General features: G+C 72.0%; 16 protein-coding genes. 8 read left to right on the top strand and 8 right to left on the bottom strand.

Annotated features, from left to right (window positions below; translation table 11 throughout):
* Positions 1 to 105 precede the first annotated feature (105 nt).
* The gene (locus tag ACIQ6Y_RS16915) at positions 106 to 1,008 is read left to right on the top strand and encodes a hypothetical protein (RefSeq protein WP_404038814.1); all 903 of its coding nucleotides are present in this window, start codon (positions 106 to 108) and stop codon (positions 1,006 to 1,008) included.
* A gap of 6 nt (positions 1,009 to 1,014) precedes the next feature.
* Here the strand turns inward: ACIQ6Y_RS16915 and ACIQ6Y_RS16910 are convergent, their stop codons facing one another.
* Entirely contained in the window at positions 1,015 to 3,093 is a 2,079-nt protein-coding gene (locus ACIQ6Y_RS16910) for a SpoIIE family protein phosphatase (protein ID WP_404038811.1), read from the bottom strand.
* 275 nt (positions 3,094 to 3,368) lie between these two features.
* Here ACIQ6Y_RS16910 and ACIQ6Y_RS16905 point away from each other — a divergent pair, with 275 nt between their 5' ends.
* From ACIQ6Y_RS16905 to ACIQ6Y_RS16890, 4 genes are all read left to right on the top strand, one after another.
* Positions 3,369 to 4,241, top strand: a complete 873-nt coding sequence (locus ACIQ6Y_RS16905; RefSeq protein WP_404038809.1) for a hypothetical protein — start codon at positions 3,369 to 3,371, stop codon at positions 4,239 to 4,241.
* 168 nt (positions 4,242 to 4,409) lie between these two features.
* Positions 4,410 to 4,778: a hypothetical protein gene (locus ACIQ6Y_RS16900; RefSeq protein WP_404038806.1), complete on the top strand. Its 369-nt coding sequence runs from the start codon at positions 4,410 to 4,412 to the stop codon at positions 4,776 to 4,778.
* 99 nt (positions 4,779 to 4,877) lie between these two features.
* Positions 4,878 to 6,893 carry an FAD-dependent oxidoreductase gene (locus tag ACIQ6Y_RS16895; RefSeq protein WP_404038804.1) on the top strand — a complete coding sequence of 672 codons (2,016 nt, stop codon included), beginning with the start codon at positions 4,878 to 4,880 and terminating at the stop codon, positions 6,891 to 6,893.
* Positions 6,894 to 6,915: 22 nt separating this feature from the next.
* Positions 6,916 to 7,461, top strand: coding sequence for a PadR family transcriptional regulator (locus ACIQ6Y_RS16890; protein ID WP_404038801.1), 546 nt, complete (start codon positions 6,916 to 6,918; stop codon positions 7,459 to 7,461).
* A gap of 6 nt (positions 7,462 to 7,467) precedes the next feature.
* Here the strand turns inward: ACIQ6Y_RS16890 and ACIQ6Y_RS16885 are convergent, their stop codons facing one another.
* Together ACIQ6Y_RS16885 and ACIQ6Y_RS16880 are read right to left on the bottom strand one after the other, a co-directional pair.
* Positions 7,468 to 8,004, bottom strand: a complete 537-nt coding sequence (locus tag ACIQ6Y_RS16885; protein ID WP_404038798.1) for a hypothetical protein — start codon at positions 8,002 to 8,004, stop codon at positions 7,468 to 7,470.
* A 196-nt stretch (positions 8,005 to 8,200) separates the two neighbouring features.
* Positions 8,201 to 9,175, bottom strand: a complete 975-nt coding sequence (locus tag ACIQ6Y_RS16880) for a fibronectin type III domain-containing protein (RefSeq protein WP_404038795.1) — start codon at positions 9,173 to 9,175, stop codon at positions 8,201 to 8,203.
* 509 nt (positions 9,176 to 9,684) lie between these two features.
* On the opposite strand from ACIQ6Y_RS16880, the gene ACIQ6Y_RS16875 reads away from it, so the two are divergent.
* Entirely contained in the window at positions 9,685 to 10,401 is a 717-nt protein-coding gene (locus ACIQ6Y_RS16875) for a glycoside hydrolase family 75 protein (protein ID WP_404038792.1), read from the top strand.
* 19 nt (positions 10,402 to 10,420) lie between these two features.
* On the opposite strand, the gene dhaM is transcribed toward ACIQ6Y_RS16875, so the two are convergent.
* Genes dhaM through dhaK form a run of 3 tightly spaced genes read right to left on the bottom strand, consistent with a single transcriptional unit; the run spans position 10,421 to position 12,456 of the window.
* Entirely contained in the window at positions 10,421 to 10,831 is a 411-nt protein-coding gene (gene dhaM, locus ACIQ6Y_RS16870; protein ID WP_404038789.1) for a dihydroxyacetone kinase phosphoryl donor subunit DhaM, read from the bottom strand.
* Positions 10,824 to 11,423, bottom strand: coding sequence for a dihydroxyacetone kinase subunit DhaL (gene dhaL / locus ACIQ6Y_RS16865; protein ID WP_404038786.1), 600 nt, complete (start codon positions 11,421 to 11,423; stop codon positions 10,824 to 10,826). Before dhaL ends, dhaM begins: the two co-directional genes overlap by 8 nt.
* Positions 11,424 to 11,463: 40 nt before the next feature.
* A complete protein-coding gene (dhaK, locus tag ACIQ6Y_RS16860) occupies positions 11,464 to 12,456 on the bottom strand; it encodes a dihydroxyacetone kinase subunit DhaK (protein ID WP_404038784.1) in 993 nt (330 codons plus the stop codon).
* Between the two features lie 176 nt (positions 12,457 to 12,632).
* On the opposite strand from dhaK, the gene ACIQ6Y_RS16855 reads away from it, so the two are divergent.
* Entirely contained in the window at positions 12,633 to 13,274 is a 642-nt protein-coding gene (locus tag ACIQ6Y_RS16855; protein WP_404038781.1) for a TetR/AcrR family transcriptional regulator, read from the top strand.
* Here ACIQ6Y_RS16855 and ACIQ6Y_RS16850 read toward each other — a convergent pair.
* Positions 13,259 to 13,726 (bottom strand): ATP-binding protein, encoded by a 468-nt coding sequence (locus tag ACIQ6Y_RS16850; protein ID WP_404038778.1) that lies wholly within the window; start codon positions 13,724 to 13,726, stop codon positions 13,259 to 13,261. The two genes, ACIQ6Y_RS16855 and ACIQ6Y_RS16850, sit on opposite strands and share 16 nt — an antisense overlap.
* 155 nt (positions 13,727 to 13,881) lie before the next feature.
* Positions 13,882 to 17,070 (bottom strand): TIM-barrel domain-containing protein, encoded by a 3,189-nt coding sequence (locus tag ACIQ6Y_RS16845; RefSeq protein ID WP_404038775.1) that lies wholly within the window; start codon positions 17,068 to 17,070, stop codon positions 13,882 to 13,884.
* Between the two features lie 302 nt (positions 17,071 to 17,372).
* On the opposite strand from ACIQ6Y_RS16845, the gene ACIQ6Y_RS16840 reads away from it, so the two are divergent.
* Positions 17,373 to 18,632, top strand: a complete 1,260-nt coding sequence (locus ACIQ6Y_RS16840) for an extracellular solute-binding protein (RefSeq protein WP_404038772.1) — start codon at positions 17,373 to 17,375, stop codon at positions 18,630 to 18,632.
* The last annotated feature ends 1 nt before the right edge of the window (position 18,633 follow it).

Below are 18,633 nucleotides of genomic sequence, written 5' to 3'. Positions count from 1 at the left end.
AGGTCGGACGCTCCCGCCGCGGGCGTCCTTCCTCGCCCCGGAGGTGAACGACGTACCGCCCCTGTGCGTCGTAGAAGCACCACACCGCCGGTCCCAGGGGGAACCATGCGCACCCGCACCGCTCAACTGCTGTGTCTCATCGCCGTACTGGCCGCCGGCTGCGGCCAGGGACGCTCCGGCGGCGACGGCGGTGACGACGGCGGCGGCTCGGCCGGGAAGGGGGACGCGGGTCGGCGGGCCCGGCAGGTCGCCGCGGCCTGGGACGGCTCGGACGCCGCCGAGGCATGGCGGCGGGGCTTCTATCCGATGGCGGACCTGGTCCAGCTGCCGGACCACGCCTTCCGCAGCGCCGCGGACAAGGAGGCGTACCAGCTGCAGAACTTCGCACTGCGCGGCCAACTCCCCACCACCGCGGCGCAGAAGGGCACGGTGAAGTGGGGCGACGGCCGTGCGCTCACCCTGCCGGTGATGGACGCGCGGGAGGCGTTCGGGACGCTGGACCGCTACAGCGGCGAGGGCCCCGAACTCGTGGTCACCGGGGCGCGGCTCGGCCGCACGGAGCTGGCCACCAGCCGGGGCCCGGCGACCGTCCCCGCCTGGCTGTTCACGATCCGGGGCTACGACACTCCGCTCAAACGCGTCGCCCTGGCCCCCTCCGAGGCGCCCAAGTCGCCGATCGGGCCCGCGGCGGAGGTGCCGTCCGACGTCCTGTGGCCGCTGGAGCAGGTGAAGGAGACGGCGCAGGACGGGCGGTCCGTCACCGTGCTGGCCGGGCACGGTGACTGCGACGACGGACCGGCCGTGGACGTGCTGGAGACCGGCGGGTCCGTGGTGCTGTCCGGGTCGATCCGAAATCCGAGCGAGGGGGACTGCCCCGCCGTCCTGAAGATCACCAAGGTGACCGTGACGCTCGCCCGGCCGCTCGGCGACCGGGTGCTGCTGGACGCGTTCACCGGGCGTCCGGTGCCCTACGGCACCGAGTTCGGGCGGAACCCGAGCTGGGACTGACCCCTCTCACTCCGCCTCGCGCGCGCGGGCGATGAGCAGCGCCACGTCGTCGTGGTTGTCGGGGTGGTGCAGGGTGCGCACCAGCAGGTCGCAGACCTCGTCCAGCGGGCGGGTGGGGCCGTGCAGCAGGGCGAGCAGGGTGTCGAGGCGCTCGTCGAGGGAATGGCGGCGCGTCTCCACCAGGCCGTCGGTGTACAGGACCAGTTCGTCGCCCGGGCAGAAGTCGAAGGTGGTCGTCGTGAAGGCCACGCCGCCCACGCCGAGCGGGGCCCCGGTGGGCAGGTCCAGCAGGACGGGGTCGGTTCCCCGGCGCACCAGCGCGGGCGGCAGATGGCCCGCGTTGGCGATCCTGCACTGGCCGAGCTCCGGGTCGTGGACGGCGTACTGGCAGGTGGCGATCGCCTGGTCCAGGCCGGCCGTGATGCGGTCGAGGTGCTCCAGGAGCACCGCGGGGTCCAGGTCGAGGCCGGCGAGCGTGGTGGTGGCCGTGCGCAGCCGGCCCATCGTCGCGGCGGCCGAGATGCCGCTGCCCATCACATCGCCCACGACGAGCGCGGTCTTGCCGCCGCCCAGCGGGATGACGTCGAACCAGTCGCCGCCGACCTCGGTGGTGGCGCCCGCCGGCTGGTAGCGCGAGGCGACCTCGAGGCCTCCCGTCACCGGCGGATGGCTGGGCAGCAGACTGCGCTGCAGGGTGAGCGCGGTGTCGCGGGCGTTCTGGTACCAGCGGGCGTTGTCGATCTGCACGGCCGCCCGGGCCGCCAGCTCCCGGGCGAGCAGCACGTCGTCCTCGGTGAACGGCAGCGGGTTGCGCGTGCGTTTGAGGTCCAGGGCGCCCAGCACCTCACCCCGGGCGATCAGCGGCACCGCGAGGTAGGAGTGGACGCCCGCGCGGGCGAGCTGCACGGCCGCCTCGGGGGAGCGGGCGATCCGCGGCAGGTCCGCCGCCTCCACGTGCGGCAGCAGCACGGGATGCCCTGAGCGCACGCACTCGGTCACCAGCCGGTCCGGGCCGTAGCGGGCCACCTGTCCGGGCGGGTCGGCCGCCTCCAGCGCCAGCGGTGAGCGGTCGGCGCGCACGGCCAGCGCCCGGATCACGGCCGCCTCGGACGGGCCGAGACGGGTGCGCCGGCCCGCCACCACCGCGTCCAGCAGATCCACGGCCGCGACATCGGCCAGCTCGGGGACGGCCACGTCCGCCAGCTCGCCCGCGGTGCGGTCCAGCTCCAGCGTGGTGCCGATCCGGGCCGAGGCGTCCGCGATGAGGGCCAGCCGCCGCCGGGCCGCCTCCGCCTCGACGCCCGCCCGGTGCTGCTCGGTGACGTCCACGACCGACACGGCGACGCCGAGGACCGTCTCCAGGGCGTCCTCCAGCCGGTACAGCGACACCGACAGGACGTGGTCCTCCTCCGGGTCGGCCGGGATCCGGCCCACGACCGGCCGGTCCACCACCGGCCGCCCGGTCGCCAGCACCTCGCGGGCCGCGGCGTGCAGGCCCTCGACGTCCAGGTGGGGCAGCACCTCGCGGGCCGTGCGGCCCAGGTGCTCCTCGGCGGGGACACCGTTGATGCGCTCCAGCGCCGGGTTGACGGAGACGTACCGCAGGGTGGTGTCGAGCACCGCCAGACCGATGGGGGACTGGGCGACCATACGGGTGGACAGCGCCACGTCCCGCTCCAGCCGGCGCACCGTCGTCTGGTCCGCGCACAGGCCCAGGGCGTAGGTGTCGCCGCGGTCGTCGAGCAGCCGCATGTTGCGGAACTCCACCAGCCGGGTCGAGCCGTCCTTGTGGCGCACGGGAAAGGCCCCCGCCCAGCCCTGACCGGTGGCCATGACGTCGGCGAACAGCTTGACGACCACGTCCATGTGCTGCTCGTGCACCATGACCTGGGCCGCGTAGCGTCCGAGCGCCTCCGCGGCCGAGTAGCCGAACAGCTCCTCGGCCTGCGGGCTCCACAGCACGATGCGGCCCTCGTCGTCCAGGACGATCGAGGCCACGCCGATGACGTCCAGCAGTCCGCTGGGCCGCACCGGACCGCGGACCGGTTCTCCGCCCGCTGTCACGGGAGGTCCGGCTGCACCCATCGCACGCACCGCCTTCGCCCGTCCTCACGGCACGTAGTCCCCCGTGCCGACTCCCCATGCCGTACCACGCTCAACCATCTCTCTTACGCCACCGCGTCCCTCTCCACCATCCCTCAGGATCCGCCGAGTCGTCCTGGGATGCACCGGCCGGGTGCGTCGGAGGGGCTTTCCTTCGGGTGTCGGTGGTCTGTGTTGTTGGTCTGTACATGACCACCGACCCCGGTCAGACTGTCCGCCGAGCGGAACTCCACCCCCCTACCGAGGAGCCGACGCGCATGCGCCTGCCTGCCCGGCAACGCCGTCACGCCCTGCTGACCGGACTCGTAGCCCTCACCACCACCGCCGTACTGTCCGCAGCGCCGCCGGCCGCCGCCGCGGACACCTGGACGGAGGCCGGCTCCGACCGCGCTCGTCCGCTGACCGAGAGCCAGGGCCTGACGTCCGTCGAGGTCCCCGCCGGCAGCCCCAACCGCTACACCGGCATCGGCACCATCCCGCTGGACGTCTCGAGCCGGGGCTGGAACCACGTCGGCGACCCCGACGCCTCCTACGACGGCTTCTACGTCGAGCCGTACCAGCGCGACTCGGGCGGCGCGAAGATGTTCCGCGTCCAGGCGCCCGGCGGCACCTGGTCGGAGTACGTGCACACGCTGAGCCCCGGCGAGGCCGCGAACAACTCCTGGGCGGCCATCGCCCCGGACGGCCGGTGGATGCTGTCGGGAGAGTGGGGCACCATGACGCGCCTGCTGGTGTTCCCCACCCCCGGCATCAACCCGGCCACCTCCCCCTCGGCGAACCTCCCCCAGGCGGCCACCGTCCACCTCGACCACGCCGTACGCGACCTCCAGGGCTGCGACTTCTCCGGCCCCACCACCCTCCTGTGCTCCTCCGACGACCCCGAGGGCACCCTCTTCGGGCTCACCAAGCCCCTGCTCCAGATCGACCTCTCCGCCCCGGCGGGCCCTTCCGACATCTCCGGCCACGTCACGGCCCTGCGCCAGCTCCCCCTGCGCAGCGGCTGCTCCGGCTCCTTCGAGACGGAGGGCATCGACTACGACCGCCGCAGCGGAACCCTCCGGGTGATCGTGATGTCCCCGGGCTTCTGCATCCTCACGGACAGCAAGACCTACAGATTCGTGCGGGGCTAGAGGTCACCTTTTACGGGCGCGGGGCTGTTTCGACATGCGGCTCCGCCGCGTGGGCGCGAGCAACCACGACGAGCCCGCAGCCGCCGGAAAACAGTGGTTTTCTAGGTGATGTGGCGCATATCGCGGGGAACCCGCGACCGTGCCGCCGCCCACGAGAGGAGCCCCACGATGGACCGCGAGCGACAGCATGAGGAGTCCGTCTCCGTAGAGATCAGCGGCTGCAGCAAGGAAGACGCCCGCATCGTCTTCGACGCCCTCTGCACCTGCTTCGAGTCGGACCGCGGCAGCGACGAGGTGCCCCAGCAGCTGCACGAGACCCGCCCCATGGTCTGGCTCGGCACCTTCGAGGTCACCGACGCCCACACCTGCCCGGCGCCCGCCCGGCTGTCGTCCACCGTCGAGGTCGACGCCCAGGGCGGCTACTGGGCGATCGACCGGCTCCGCAAGACCCTCGACCCCCTGTTCACCGTGCGCGACCTGTCCACCGCCTCCGGCGACCAGGAGCGCGAACTGCATGTCCTGCTCGAAGGGCGGTGACCTCGGCCACAACACCCCCGGGCCTGTTGTGCAACTAGTTGCACAATCCGTGCGCGGTCCTCTACAACTACGAGGACGACACCGCGCACGGAGGGCCCGATGAGCCGTTTTCCCCACCTGCTGAACCCGCTCGACCTGGGCTTCACCACGCTGCCCAACCGCGTCCTGATGGGCTCGATGCACGTCGGCCTGGAGGAGGCCGAGAACGGCTTCGAACGCATGGCCGCGTTCTACGCCGAGCGCGCCCGCGGCGGCGTCGGCCTCATCGTGACCGGCGGTATCGCCCCCAACGAGGAGGGGCGGCCGTGGGGCGGCGGTGCCAAGCTCACCAGCGCGGCGGAGGCCGAGGAGCACAAGGTCATCACGGACGCCGTGCACCGCGAGGGCGGCCGGATCGCCATGCAGATCCTGCACTTCGGCCGGTACGCCTACCACGAGGACCTGGTCGCACCCAGCCCCCTCCAGGCGCCGATCAGCCCCTTCCCGCCCCGCGAGCTGACCGACGCCGAGGTCGAGCGGACCATCGACGACTACGCCCGCGCCGCCCGCCTCGCGCAGCAGGCCGGCTACGACGGCGTGGAGATCATGGGCTCCGAGGGCTACCTCATCAACGAGTTCATCGCCCTGCAGACCAACCACCGCACCGACCGCTGGGGCGGCTCGTACGAGAACCGCATGCGCTTCCCGGTGGAGATCGTCCGGCGGGTGCGCGAGGCCGTCGGCGAGGACTTCATCCTCATCTACCGGCTCTCGATGCTGGACCTCGTCCCCGGCGGCTCGACTCTGGACGAGGTCATCACCCTCGCCAAGGCGGTCGAGGAGGCCGGCGCCACGATCATCAACACCGGCATCGGCTGGCACGAGGCCCGTATCCCCACCATCGCCACCTCCGTGCCGCGCGGTGCCTACACCTGGGTCACCAAGCGGCTGATGGGCGAGGTGTCCATCCCGCTGGTCACCACCAACCGCATCAACACCCCCGAGCTGGCCGAGCAGTTGCTCGCCGACGGCACCGCGGACATGGTGTCGATGGCCCGCCCGATGCTCGCCGACGCCGCGTTCGTGAAGAAGGCCGCCGAGGGCCGCTCCGAGGCCATCAACACCTGCATCGGCTGCAACCAGGCCTGCCTGGACCACACCTTCAGCGGCAAGATCACCTCCTGCCTGGTCAACCCGCGCGCCTGCCACGAGACCGAGCTGGTGCTGTCCCCGACCCGGCGGCGCAAGCGCGTCGCGGTCGTCGGCGCCGGCCCGGCGGGCCTGGCCTGCGCCGTGGCCGCCGCCGAACGCGGCCATGACGTCACCCTGTTCGACGCGGCGAGCGAGATCGGCGGCCAGCTCAACGTCGCCCGACAGGTCCCCGGCAAGCAGGAGTTCGACGAGACCCTGCGCTACTTCCGCCACCGCCTGGCCGAGGAGAAGGTGGACGTCCGCCTCAACACCCCTGTCTCGGAGGGTGACTTGGGCGACTTCGACGAGGTCGTCGTCGCCACCGGCGTCACCCCCCGCACCCCCGAGATCCCCGGCGTCGACCACCCGAAGGTCGTCGGCTACCTCGACGTGCTGCGCGACCGCGTGCCCGTCGGCGAGCGGGTCGCCGTCCTCGGCGCGGGCGGCATCGGCTTCGACGTGGCCGAGTTCCTCACCGACGGCGGCGACAAGGCGAGCGAGGACCCGCAGACGTACTTCCGCCAGTGGGGTGTCGACATGGACTACCAGGCCCCCGGCGGCCTCGCCGCCCCCGAGCGGCCCGCCCCGCCGCGCACCGTCCACCTGCTGCAGCGCAAGACCAGCAAGGTCGGCGCCGGACTCGGCAAGACCACCGGCTGGATCCACCGCGCCGAGCTCAAGCACCGCGGCGTGACCATGGTCCCGGGCGTGCGCTACGACCGTATCGACGACGCCGGACTGCACATCACGGTCGGCGAGGAGAGCACGGTCCTGGAGGTCGACACCATCGTGCTGTGCACCGGGCAGGAGCCGCGCCGGGACCTGTACGAGGCGCTGGTCGCGGCCGGCCGCAGCGTGCACCTGATCGGCGGCGCGGACGTGGCCGCGGAGCTGGACGCCAAGCGCGCGATCCTGCAGGGCACCGAGGTCGCGGCCGCCCTCTAGGGGGCGTCCCTAGGATGACCTCATGTCACTCCCGCACGCGATCCTGACCGCCCTGGTGGAGAAGCCGTCCTCCGGCCTCGAGCTGACCCGCCGGTTCGACCGGTCGATCGGCTACTTCTGGTCGGCGACGCACCAGCAGATCTATCGCGAGCTGGGAAAACTGGAGGCCGAGGGATACATCCGGGCCCTGCCGAGCGAGCAGCCGGCCCGCGGGCAGAAGAAGGCCTACGAGGTCCTGCCCGCGGGCCGCGCCGAACTGGCCCGCTGGACGGCCGCGCCGCAGGAGCCGAAGGCGCAGCGCGATCCGCTGCTGCTCAGGCTGCGCGCCGCGGCCGTCGTCGGCACCGACGGCATCGAGGCCGATCTGCGCCACCATCTCGACCTGCACCGGCGGCAGTTGGCCGAGTACGAGGAGATCGAGAAGCGCGACTTCCCGCCCGGCAAGGACAGCGCGCAGGACCGTCTCCAGCATCTGGTGCTGCGGGCCGGCATCGAGCTGGAGACCTTCTGGACGCGGTGGCTCACCGACGCCCTGGAGGAGTTCGAGCGGCTGCCCGAGGGGGAGTGACCGCGCTCAGAGCCGGTAGGGCTTCGAACGCCGCCGCAGGAACCACACCGTGGCCCCACCACCGAGGGCGACGAGCGCGCCACCGCCGACGAGGGTGATGGTGCCGTAGTCCCTGGAGCCGCCGCCCAGACCGCCCATCACACCGCGCGACGGCGAGGCCGTGGCGGAGATGGTCGGCGTGGAACCGGACGAGACGATCACGGACTGGGTGCCCGCGGTGGAGCCGTTGGCGCACACCACGATCACCGTGTAGGTGCCCGGGCTGACGCCCGACCACGCGGCCGACTGCAGGGCGCTGCTTCCCGACAGCGCCACCTGCCGGCCCTGGGCGAAGTTGGCCTGGCTGCTGGTGAGCAGCGAGGCGTTGCCCCAGCTGCCGTTGATCTGCTGGGCACAGGCGCTGGTCGTGACCGACACCGTGGAGCCGTTGGTGCTCACCGAGATGCCGGTGCCGGCCTCGGCGGGCCCGGCGGCGAGGGCGAGTGGCAGCGCTGCGGCGGCTGCCGCTGTCAATCCGCGCAGAAGGGGCGTTGAGTTGGGCATGGAAGTGTCCTCCGGCGGCACGGTTGGCGGTACATCCCTTGCGCCGCCTGGGGTCGGGGAACGCCCGTGCTGCCTCAGGGTCAGCCAAGGCCCGACCGGCCCGCACCGCACTTCGGCCGCCGCCGGCCAGGTGACGGATTACCCCGTCCGGCCCACAGCCGCCTAAGGCGAACAGGGCGCCGGCCCCCGTCGTCGCTCAGCCGTCCGACCCCGTGATCACCGTGCGCTCCGCCGACAGCGCGCCCCAGGTGCCGTCGGGCAGCCGCGCCCGCAGACGCACCCGGTGTGCCACGCCCGCCGTCCGGCCGACGTAGAAGCTGTACGAGGCCCGGTCCCGGGGCGCCTGCCCGCCGAAGACGAGCGAGGTGGCCGCGCGGCCGTCCAGCTGGACCTCGTACTCCGTGACCACGCCGTCGGCGCGCGGCGGCACCCATGACAGGTCGAGGTAGTACGCCCCGTCCTTCGCCCGGTGCGTCACCGCACGGAAGCCCGCCGGGGCGGTCGCCGCGCCCTCGTCGGCGCCCGCAGCGGTGGTGAGCCGTACGGCACCGCTCGCCGGAGAGAGGTTGTCGGCGGCGTCCCGGGCCCGGACGGTGAAGGTGTAGCGGGTGCCGGGCCGCAGCCCGGTGACCACTGTGGCGGTCTGGTCCCCGCCGACGCTGTGGATCTTCGTCCCCGACTGGTGGACGTCGTACGACACCACCTCCCGGTCGTCCGTCGAGGCGCTCCAGGACAGCTGGACCGCCCGGCTGCCCACGGCCTTCCCGCGCACCGAGCCCGGGCGGGAGGGAGCGGAGGTGTCGGCCGCGACGGCGGCGGGGGTCGTCGCCCGGACCTGCCGGCTGCTCGGGCCGAGGCGCCCGTCGCCGTCGCGGGCGCGCACCGAGAAGACGTACGACGTGCCCGGCCGCAGCCGCGTGACGTCCACCATGTGGCGGTCGCCGGGGACTTCCTGGACCTTGGCGCGGCCGCGGTACACCTCGTACGCCGTGACCGGGGGCTCCCCGGCGACCCGGTTCCACATCACATGCACACTGGTTGCGCTGCCGGCCGCCGCGGTGACGCCCGTCGGCACACCCGGGGGCCGTTCCCCGCCGGCCTCCCGCGCGCAGGCGCTCACCAGCAGCAGCGTGCCGCACAGCAGCGCGGCGGGAACGGGAACGCGTCGCACGGCTCTGCCTCCCGGGACGGGCACGCGGCAATGGTACGGACCAATATGACGGTCTGACGCGACCACATCAAGAGGGGGTGTTGGCGGGCCCGCCCGGGAGTTACGTATGCTGTGCCTCCTTGTGGCCGAACTCTCCCTACAGGACGGGGAGTTCAGGCCCGTGGCGCGGAACCGCTGTCGTCGCTGATCCCCGCGCCGACGGCCGGGGCCCGCGGCCGTCGACAGGCCGCGGGCACCCGGTCCCCGCCGGACGCCGAGCCGTGCGGTCCGTTCGTCCCGGCTGGACGCGGCGCCGTGCTCCCGTCCTTCCCCGCCCGACGCTGTGCCGCACATGCCGTCCGTAGGCCCGTTCCCGCCGGACGCTGTGCCGCGCGTCCCGTCCGTAGGCCCGTCCCCGCCGGGCCGCGAGTCGTGCACCCCGTCCGGCCCCCTCGGAATGGCCGCGTCCCCGAAAGGGCATCAGATTGGGCTGAGTGTCCGTCAGACCGCCCAGGAGAGGGACCTCTATCGTGCGTGTCCAGTCGCTGACGCTGGCCGCGGCGAGCGCCGCTCTGCTCGCCCCGACGACGCAGCCCACCCCAGCCACCGCCCCCGTGGGCCTGCCCGGCCCTTCGGCGGTGCGCGCCGACGCCCCCGTGCGGGCCGCCGACCTGCTGGAGCGGGTGCGCGTGTGCGAGCCCGTCTCGCCCGGCCGCTACCGCACCGACAGCGGCAGGCCCGCCACGGTCCCCGTCTGCGGCACGAAGGAGGCCGTCTTCTGGAAGGCGGACCTGGACATCGACTGCGACGGACAGCCCACCCTCCGCTGCAACAGCCGTACCGACCCCTACTTCTCGTCCAGCACGGCCTACTCGCAGTCCGACGGACGCCCGCTGGACGCCGAGCGGCTGCCGTACATCGTGGTGCCGGTGCCCAGCCGGATCTGGGACCACCGCGACCACGGGGTGCGCGGCGGGGCGGTCGCCGCGGTGATCTACGGCGACCGCGTGCAGTACGCCGTCGTCGGCGACGCGGGCCCGTACGACCTCGTCGGCGAGGCCTCCTACGCCACCGCCCGGGCCCTCGGCATCAACCCGGACCCGCACGGCGGCGGCACGCCCTCGGGCGTCACCTACATCGTCTTCAAGAACTCCCGGGCGACGCCCATCGAGAGCCGGGACGCCGCCGAGGAGACGGGGGAGCGGCTGGCCCGGCAGTTCGTGCGGGGGAGCGGGGGCCGGGAGTGATTCCCGGCCCCCTCCCGTGTCAGGCCTTGCGGTAGTCGTACGCCTCCGAGGCCGCCGCCGCGACCGCGTCCAGGTCGGCGCCCGTCGAGGCCGTGACCACCGCCGCGACCGCGCCCTCGACGAAAGGGGCGTCGACCAGCCGGGTGCCGTCGGGCAGTTCGTCGCCCTCGGCGAGCAGCGCCTTGACCGTGAGGACGGCGCTGCCGAGGTCGGTGAGGACGGCGACGCCGGCGCCCCGGTCCACCGAGGCGGCCGCGGCGGCGATCAGCTCGCTGCTGGTGCCGAGGCCGCCGTCCTCGGTGCCGCCCGCCGCAGCGACGGGCACCGACGCGCCGCCCCCGGCCAGCCCGCGCGCCAACTCGGCCACCGACGCGGCCACCTGCGCGCTGTGCGACACCAGCACGATCCCGACCAGCTTCTCGTCACTCACCGGCGGCCTCCACCAGTCCCGCGATCAGCAGCGACGCCGAGGTCGCCCCCGGGTCCTGGTGCCCGATGCTGCGCTCTGCGAGATAGCTGGCCCGGCCCTTGCGGGCCTGGAGCGGAGTCGTGGCCTCGGCGCCCTGCTCGGCGGCCGTGCGCGCCGCGGCGAAGGACTCGCCGAGCGCCTCCACCGCGGGCAGCAGCGCGTCGATCATCGTCTTGTCGCCCGGTGCCGCGCCCCCGAGCTGCATCACCGCCTCGACGCCCGCGCGCAGGGCGTCGGCGAACTCCTGCTCACCGACCTCCGGCGCGTCTCCGAGCGCCTTGCCGGTGCGCCGCAGCAGGGTGCCGTACAGCGGCCCCGAGGCGCCGCCGACCGTCGAGATGAGCTGCCGCCCGGCGAGGATCAGTACAGCGCCGGGTGTGCCGGGTGCCTCCTTCTCCAGGGTGGCGTCGACGGCCCGGAAGCCGCGCTGCAGATTGCTGCCGTGGTCGGCGTCCCCGATGGGGGAGTCGAGGGCCGTGAGCCGCTCCGCCTCCCGGTCGACGGACGCGGCCGTCGCCGTCATCCAACGGCGGAAGAAATCGGCGTCGAGCACTGGATCTCCTTGCCTGGTAGGTACGTTGCCGCCCGCTGTCTCACATGCCCCAGCGCAGCGCGGCCGTGCTGACGGGCGCGTCCCACAGCCGTAGCAGCTCCTCGTCGACCTGGCACAGCGTCACCGACGCGCCCGCCATGTCGAGGGAGGTGACGTAGTTGCCGACCAGGGTGCGCGCCACGGGGACACCTCGCTCGCCGAGCACCCGCTGCACCTCGGCGTTGAAGCCGTACAGCTCCAGCAGCGGTGTCGCGCCCATGCCGTTGACCAGCACCAGCACCGGATTGCGGGGCCGCAGGTCCTCCAGGACCGCGTGCACCGCGAAGTCGGCGATCTCCCCGGAGGTCATCATCGGCCGCCGCTCCCGGCCCGGCTCGCCATGGATGCCGATGCCCAACTCCAGTTCGCCCGGCGGCAGATCGAAGGTGGGGCTGCCCTTCGCGGGCGTGGTGCACGCGCTGAGCGCCACACCGAAGCTGCGGGAGCACTCGTTCACCTGCCGGGCGATCGCCTCCACCCGCTCCAGCGGCTGACCCTCCTCGGCGGCCGCGCCCGCGATCTTCTCCACGAAAAGAGTGGCGCCCGTGCCGCGCCGCCCGGCCGTGTAGAGGCTGTCGGTGACCGCCACGTCGTCGTCGACGAGGACCTTGGCGACCTGGATGCCCTCGTCCTCGGCGAGTTCGGCCGCCATGTCGAAGTTCAGCACGTCACCGGTGTAGTTCTTCACGACGAACAGCACGCCCGCCCCGCTGTCGACGGCCGCGGCCGCCCGCACCATCTGGTCCGGCACCGGCGAGGTGAACACCTCCCCGGGACACGCCGCCGACAGCATCCCCGGCCCCACGAACCCACCGTGCAACGGCTCATGCCCCGACCCGCCCCCGGACACCAGCGCGACCTTCCCGGCGACGGGGGCGTCCCGCCGTACGATCACGCGGTTCTCCACGTCGACGGTCAGCTCGGGGTGAGCAGCGGCGACACCCCGTAGGGCGTCGGCGACGACTGTCTCCGGAACGTTGATCAACATCTTCATGGGTACCTCCTAGTGAACCCCGCCCGTCCGCAGTATCGACCTTGTGGCAGCGAAGGTCACGTGCCCACGGGTCGAGCAGCGACGGCATGGGCGTGAAGTCGGGCGCGCGCGTCGGGGGCGCGCCAAAAAGTAGGGGGTCAAGGTTTTGAGCGGCCGACGAGGGCTAGAGTGCGGGGGTGAGTAGTACACGCGGGTCCCGGGGGCCGTACGCGAAGACCGCTGCCAGGCGGCAGGAGATCCTCGATGCCGCCCTGGCGGCCTACGCCGAGGCGGGCAGCCGGGGGGTGTCCGTGCGGGACATCGCCCAGCGGGTGGGCATGACCGACGCGGGGGTACTGCACCACTTCGGCAGCCGGGAGGCCCTGCTCGCGGCGGTGATCGAGGCCCGGGACACCGTGGCAGCCGAGGAGTACGCCCCGGAGACCGTGCTGTGGCGCACGGAGCTGCTCGCCGAGAACGCCGCCACGCCCGGGCTGGTCAAGCTGTTCCTGGACATCGCGGCGGCGTCCGCCGACCCCGACCACCCCGCGCACGCGTTCTTCACCGGGCGTTACCGCCGGCTGCGGGAACAGATCGCCGCCCTGCTCCTCGTCGGCCCGCCGCCGGGGCTGAGGTCCGCCGGGCCGGTGTCCGACCCGGACGCCGACTGGGCCGCGCGGGTGCTGCTGGCCGCGACCGACGGCCTGCAGCTCCAGTGGCTGCTGGAGCCGTCCGTCGATATGGCCGGGGACATCGGACGGTTGCGTGATGTGCTGGTGGAGGTTCTGGAGCGCGAGGGGCGCGGCGAGGGCGCGGCCGGTTCTCAGCCGACGGAGTAGGCCGCATCCGGGGCCCCGGTGCCCAGCGTCACGGCCACCCGCGTGCCGCGAGCCGTCCGCACGATGGCGCAGTCCAGGGCGTACGCGCGCACCAGAGTCAGACCACGGCCGCAGCAGGCGTCGGTGCCGTCGCCGGGCAGGCTCGGGCGCCGTCGCCGCCACCGTCCGGTGTCCTGCACCTGGACGGCCATCGCGTCTCCCGCTGCCATCAGCAGGACGGCGACATCAAGGCTGCCGCTGTGCCGTACGGCGTTGGCGACGAGCTCGGTGACGATCACGCCGAGGGCCTCGTGCACGTGGTCGGCCAGGTTCCAGTGGTGTGCCGTGTCCCTGGCGAAGCGCCGGAGTGCGGGCACCGCCTCGACCGTCGCGGCCATGACGGACAGGGCCTGGCGAGTGCCGTGCAGGCCCGGGCCGGGCTGGTGGGCGGGGGGTGAGGCGATGGTGCTCATGGGGGGCTCCTCGGCGCCTGGGGGCGGGGCGCGGCCGACGGCTGGAACCGTCCGGTTCTCCCACGGTAGATGTGAAAACTTTGTGTGTCTAGGTTTTCGAATGGCCGTGCCTCCGGCCGTGGGAGAGTGGCCGGAGGAACGGGTCGGGGCAGGGATCAGCCGGTCGGTGTCCAGCGCTGGGCGGCGGCGCCCGTGCAGCCGGCGAGTTCCAGCTTGGTGCCGTTGGCGGTGCCGTTCCGGACGGGTGCGAGGCAGCGGCCGCCGCTGATCACACTCGACTGGGCGCCGAGCTGCCACTTCTGACCCGCCGAGCCGTCGCACGCCCGCACCGTGACGGTCGCCCCCGAGCCGTCGAGGCAGACGCCGTCCTTGCCGGTCACCGTCCCGGCGGACGTGAAGGTCCAGCGCTGGTTCGTCCCGCCGTGGCAGGTGTACAGCGTCGGCTCGCTGCCGGTGCTCGTGTCGCCGTACGGCAGGTCGACGCACGACGAGGAGGCCGCGTTGACGAGGGTCGCGTTCGCCGGGAGCGGGGTCGCCTTCCCGGTGGCCGAGATCTCGGCGGCGGCGGTCCACGGCCCGCTGTCACCGGCCTCGGTCAGCGCCTTCAGCCGCAGGTAGCGGCCCGTCTTCATCGCGAAGGTGACCTTCTTCTCGGTGGCGGTGTCGGCGAAGGTGCCCGTGGCGACCGGGCTGCCCCAGTCGGCCGTGGTGTCCGAGACGTACACCTCGTAGGAGCCGATACGGCCGTTGGTCCCGCCGTCCTGGCGCGGCAGGTAGGACAGGCTGTCGACGTCGTACCGCGTGCCCAGGTCGATCTGGATCTCGTGGGGGAGCGGCGCGTCGGGGTCGCCGGTGTAGGCGGTGTGCCACTTGGTTGCGGTGTCACCGTCGATGGCGTTCGCGGCGGCCCCGTTCTCGGCCGAGGTCTCCTCGCTGTCGACGTGACTCACCTTCCAGTCGGCCTTGGAGATCGGGGTACCGGTCGCGGGCACCGCCGTGGCCGGGAGCAGCGTCAGGCCGTTCGCCCTGACGGTGAACGCCCCGGACTTCGAGCCCGTCTTCACCCACAGGGTGCCGGAGCGGTCGGCGGCGTCGAAGTACCAGCCGGTCGTCGCCGAGTCGTACGCGCTCTTGGAGGACAGCACGGGCAAGGCGCTGCCGTCGACGGTGACGCCGCTGGGGGCGGCGGCCGCGTGGACGGTGAACTCGTAGCCACGGGAGGCGGGTTTGCCGGCGTACGTGCCGGTGCTCGCGCCGACGGCGATGCTCACGTCGCCGGTGCCGGAGGCCGGTGCGGTGACGTCGACCTTCTGCTTGGCGAAGGCGCCGCTCTTGTAGGCGCGTGTGATGCCGTCGTCCTCGTAGAGCGTGAAGGTCGACGAGCCGCGCGGGTAGACGTCGTAGGTGAGCGTGTCGACCGGCTTCTCGCCTGTGTGGTTCATCTGCGGCCACATCGGCACGATGCCACCGCCCTTGACGAAGAGAGGCAGGGTGTCGAGGGGCGCGTTGTAGCCGTTGAGCCAGCCCGGGCCGGTGTACGTCTTGCCGGTCCAGTAGTCCGTCCACGTGCCGGCGGGCAGGTAGATGCCGTCGCGGGTCGTGGTGTCGGTGACGACGGGCGCCACCAGGAGCGAGTCGCCGGACATGAACTGGCCGCTGGTCTGGTTGCCGCGCGCGACCGGGTCGTTCGGGTACTCCAGGACCATGGCACGGACGGTGGGCGTGCCGGTCTCGGTGGCGACACGGCTCGCCGAGTACAGGTACGGCATCAGCCGCATCTTCAGCTTGAGGTACTTGCGGTTGATGGAGAGGTACGGGTCGCTAAACCGCCAGGGCTGCTTGTCCTGGTAGCCGGCCTCGGGGTTGGTGGCGCCCCAGCCGGACATCGTCATGAACGCCGGGGTGAACGCCTTCCACTGCAGGTCGCGGACATACGTCTTCGGGCTGCCCTGGAAGATGCCGTCGATGTCACCGGCGGCGTAGTTGAAGCCGGACAGGCCCGCGCCCGTGATCGCCGGGACGTGCCAGCGCATGGCGTCCCAGGTGCCGGGGGTGTCGCCGGTCCACACGATCGCGTTGCGCTGGGTGCCGGACCAGCCGTCGACGGTCCAGACGTAGCGGCGGGCGTCGGAGTTCTTCTCGATGCCGTCCACCGCCTGCTGCACGCCGTCGAAGGCGTACTTGTAGCCGGGGCCTATCCAGGCCACATCGGTCTTGACACCGCGGCTGCCGGCGGTGCCGACCTCGGTGTCGATGTTCGCGAGACCGGTGGAGGTCCACAGGCCGGTCTGGAAGCCCTTCGCCTTCAGGCCGTCGACGGTCGCCTTGAGGTCCGTGTAGCCGCAGCCGTAGCCGTCGTTGGGCAGGAACCAGCCCGACGGCATGTCGGCGGCGCGGGCGTCGGCCGCGTACCCGAGGACGTCCTTGGTGGTCTGGTGGCGCAACCGGTTGTGGTCACCGGTGTAGTCAGGGCTGGAGGCGTTCCAGCAATCGGCGTTGCCGAGCTCGAAGCCCCACATCGGAGCCATGAACGGCTTGCCGCTGACATCCGTGTACGCGTCGAGCACGCCCTTGAGGGAGTCGCCCACGAAGTACCAGGCGTCGAAGCGGCTCTCGTTGTGCGTGAACGTGCCGGGCGCGCCGAAGCTGTACGTGCCGGGTGCCCAGGTGTTGCGCATGACGCCGTAGCCGTTGGTCGACATGTAGAAGGGCGCGGGGCTCGCGTTGGTGTTCTCCTTCCACGTGTTGGCGACCGAGACCGGCACGGTCCTGCCGCGCAGCGCCCACTCGCCGAGCCGCAGGCCGGTGCCGTAGAACTGCTCGTCGGCGCCCTGGGTGAGGTACTGGCTGGTCTGGCTGCTGGTCCAGGACAGCGGCTGGGCCTCGGACCAGACGACGGTGCTGTTGTCGGCGCGGTAGACGGAGAACCGCAGCGGGGACTTGTTGACGCGGATGTTCAGCGCCGGGGTGGTGATGCGGTAGTACGAGCCGGCGTCGCTCACGCTCGTGGTCACCGGCCCGAAGTCGGTGTCGATCGCGAGGGCGCCTCCCGCCGGGTCGTCGGTGAAGGTGCCGTTGGGCGACACCCAGATGCGGAAGATGTCCTGCCGGGCGATCACCACGCGGGCCTTCGCCGCCGTCGACGTGCTGATCGTGACGGTGTTCCCGGACTGGCTGACGCCCGTGGCGTCACCGGCGCTCGCCGCGGCTGCGGGGGAGGTGGGCCCGGCGACGGAGAAGACGGCCGCCACGATGGCGGCGACCAGGCCCAGGATCGCGGGGCGTCTGCCGCGAGCCCGGCCACCTCCCCCTCTGCGCGGGGGTCGTACGGATCTTTGGTGCATCACAGCCGCCTTTCCGGCCATGCGGGCGCCGTCGTCCGGCAGGCCCGCCGACAACACGTGCTGACGTACTGCGCGTCATGACAACAGCCCCTCTGTTTGACGTCAAGTGATCGATGATGCTCTGTTTCAATCAAAAATACGCACGACCACTCAGGCGGTGGTGGACAGCGCTTTCACGGTCACAACTGCATAACTCGCCCAGGTTCGTCGATGACATCCGGTGCGCCGCATGCTCAAACTTGAGCACTTCTCGATGTACCTGCTCATCTATGAGCGTGGTTCTTGCAAAGGCGGTAGTTGCCATGAAGCGACGTCACCTCGCCCTGTCCGCCGCCGGGCTCACCGGCGCGCTCGTCCTCTCGCTCGCGGCATGCGGGGGCGGCGGGCCCGGGACCTCGGCCGACGGGGTCACCACCATCGAGTTCGTTGCCGCGGACTACGGCTCCAACGGCGACAACCCGAGTCAGGAGTACTGGCAGGATGTGATCAAGGCGTTCGAGCGGCAGAACCCGAAAATCAAGGTCGACCTCCAGGTGATCAACTGGAACGACATAGACGCCCAGGTCAAGACCATGGTCCAGAACGGCGACCAGCCCGACATCCTCCAGACGGGCGGTTACGCGGACTTCGCCAAGAGCGGGCTGCTCTACTCCGTGCCCGAGGTGCTCTCGGTGGGCACCGAGGGAGACCTCATCCCGGCGATGGCCGAGGCCGGCAAGCAGGAAGGCACCCGCTACGGCATCCCGTTCGTCTCCAGCGCGCGGATGTTCCTGATCAACAACGCGCTGTTCCGCAAGGCCGGACTCGACCCGAAGGAACCACCGAGGACCTGGGCCGAGGTCACCACCGCGGCCACCGCGCTGAAGAAGGCGGGCGTCGAGGTGCCGCTCGGCATCCCGCTCGGCAAGGAGGAGGCCCAGGCCGAGGCGTTCATCTGGATGATGGGCAACGGCGGCGGCTACCAGGACTCCACCGGCGAGTACGCCATCAACTCCCACGCCAACGTCGAGACGTTCACCCAGCTCAAGAGATGGGTCGACGCCGGTCTCACCGAGAAGAGTCCCGCCTCGGTCAACCGCACCGACCTGACCAAGACCTTCGCCTCCGGCAAGGTCGGCATGCTCAACGGCTTCCCCGGCCAGCTCGCCGAGGTCGAGGACATGGACGTCACCTGGACCGCCATGCCCGGCAAGGACGGGCAGAGCCCCACCACCCTGGGCGTCGCCGACTGGGTCATGGCGTTCAAGAAGGGCGGCCACAAGAAGGAGATCAAGGCGTTCCTCGACTTCGCCTACCACAAGGAGCACACGGTCCGGTTCGCCAAGACGTACAACCTGATGCCCGTCACCCACTCCGCGCTGGCCGCGCTCCAGAGCGACCCCGCGCTGAGGGACCTCGAGCCGTTCCTCGACATCCTGCCGAGCGCCACGTTCTATCCGCTCAGCGACCCGACCTGGCCGGGGGTCTCCGCGCAGATCAAGACCCAGATCGGTACGGCCGTCAGCGAACCGAAGGAGACGCTCGACGCGCTCCAGCAGGCCGCGCAGAACGCGGGGCAGTGAC

Source organism: Streptomyces sp. NPDC096205, from assembly GCF_044763135.1.
Taxonomy (GTDB): Bacteria; Actinomycetota; Actinomycetes; order Streptomycetales; family Streptomycetaceae; genus Streptomyces.
The sequence above is the reverse complement of the archived record's forward strand: the minus strand, read 5'-3'. Positions and strand labels throughout refer to the sequence as shown.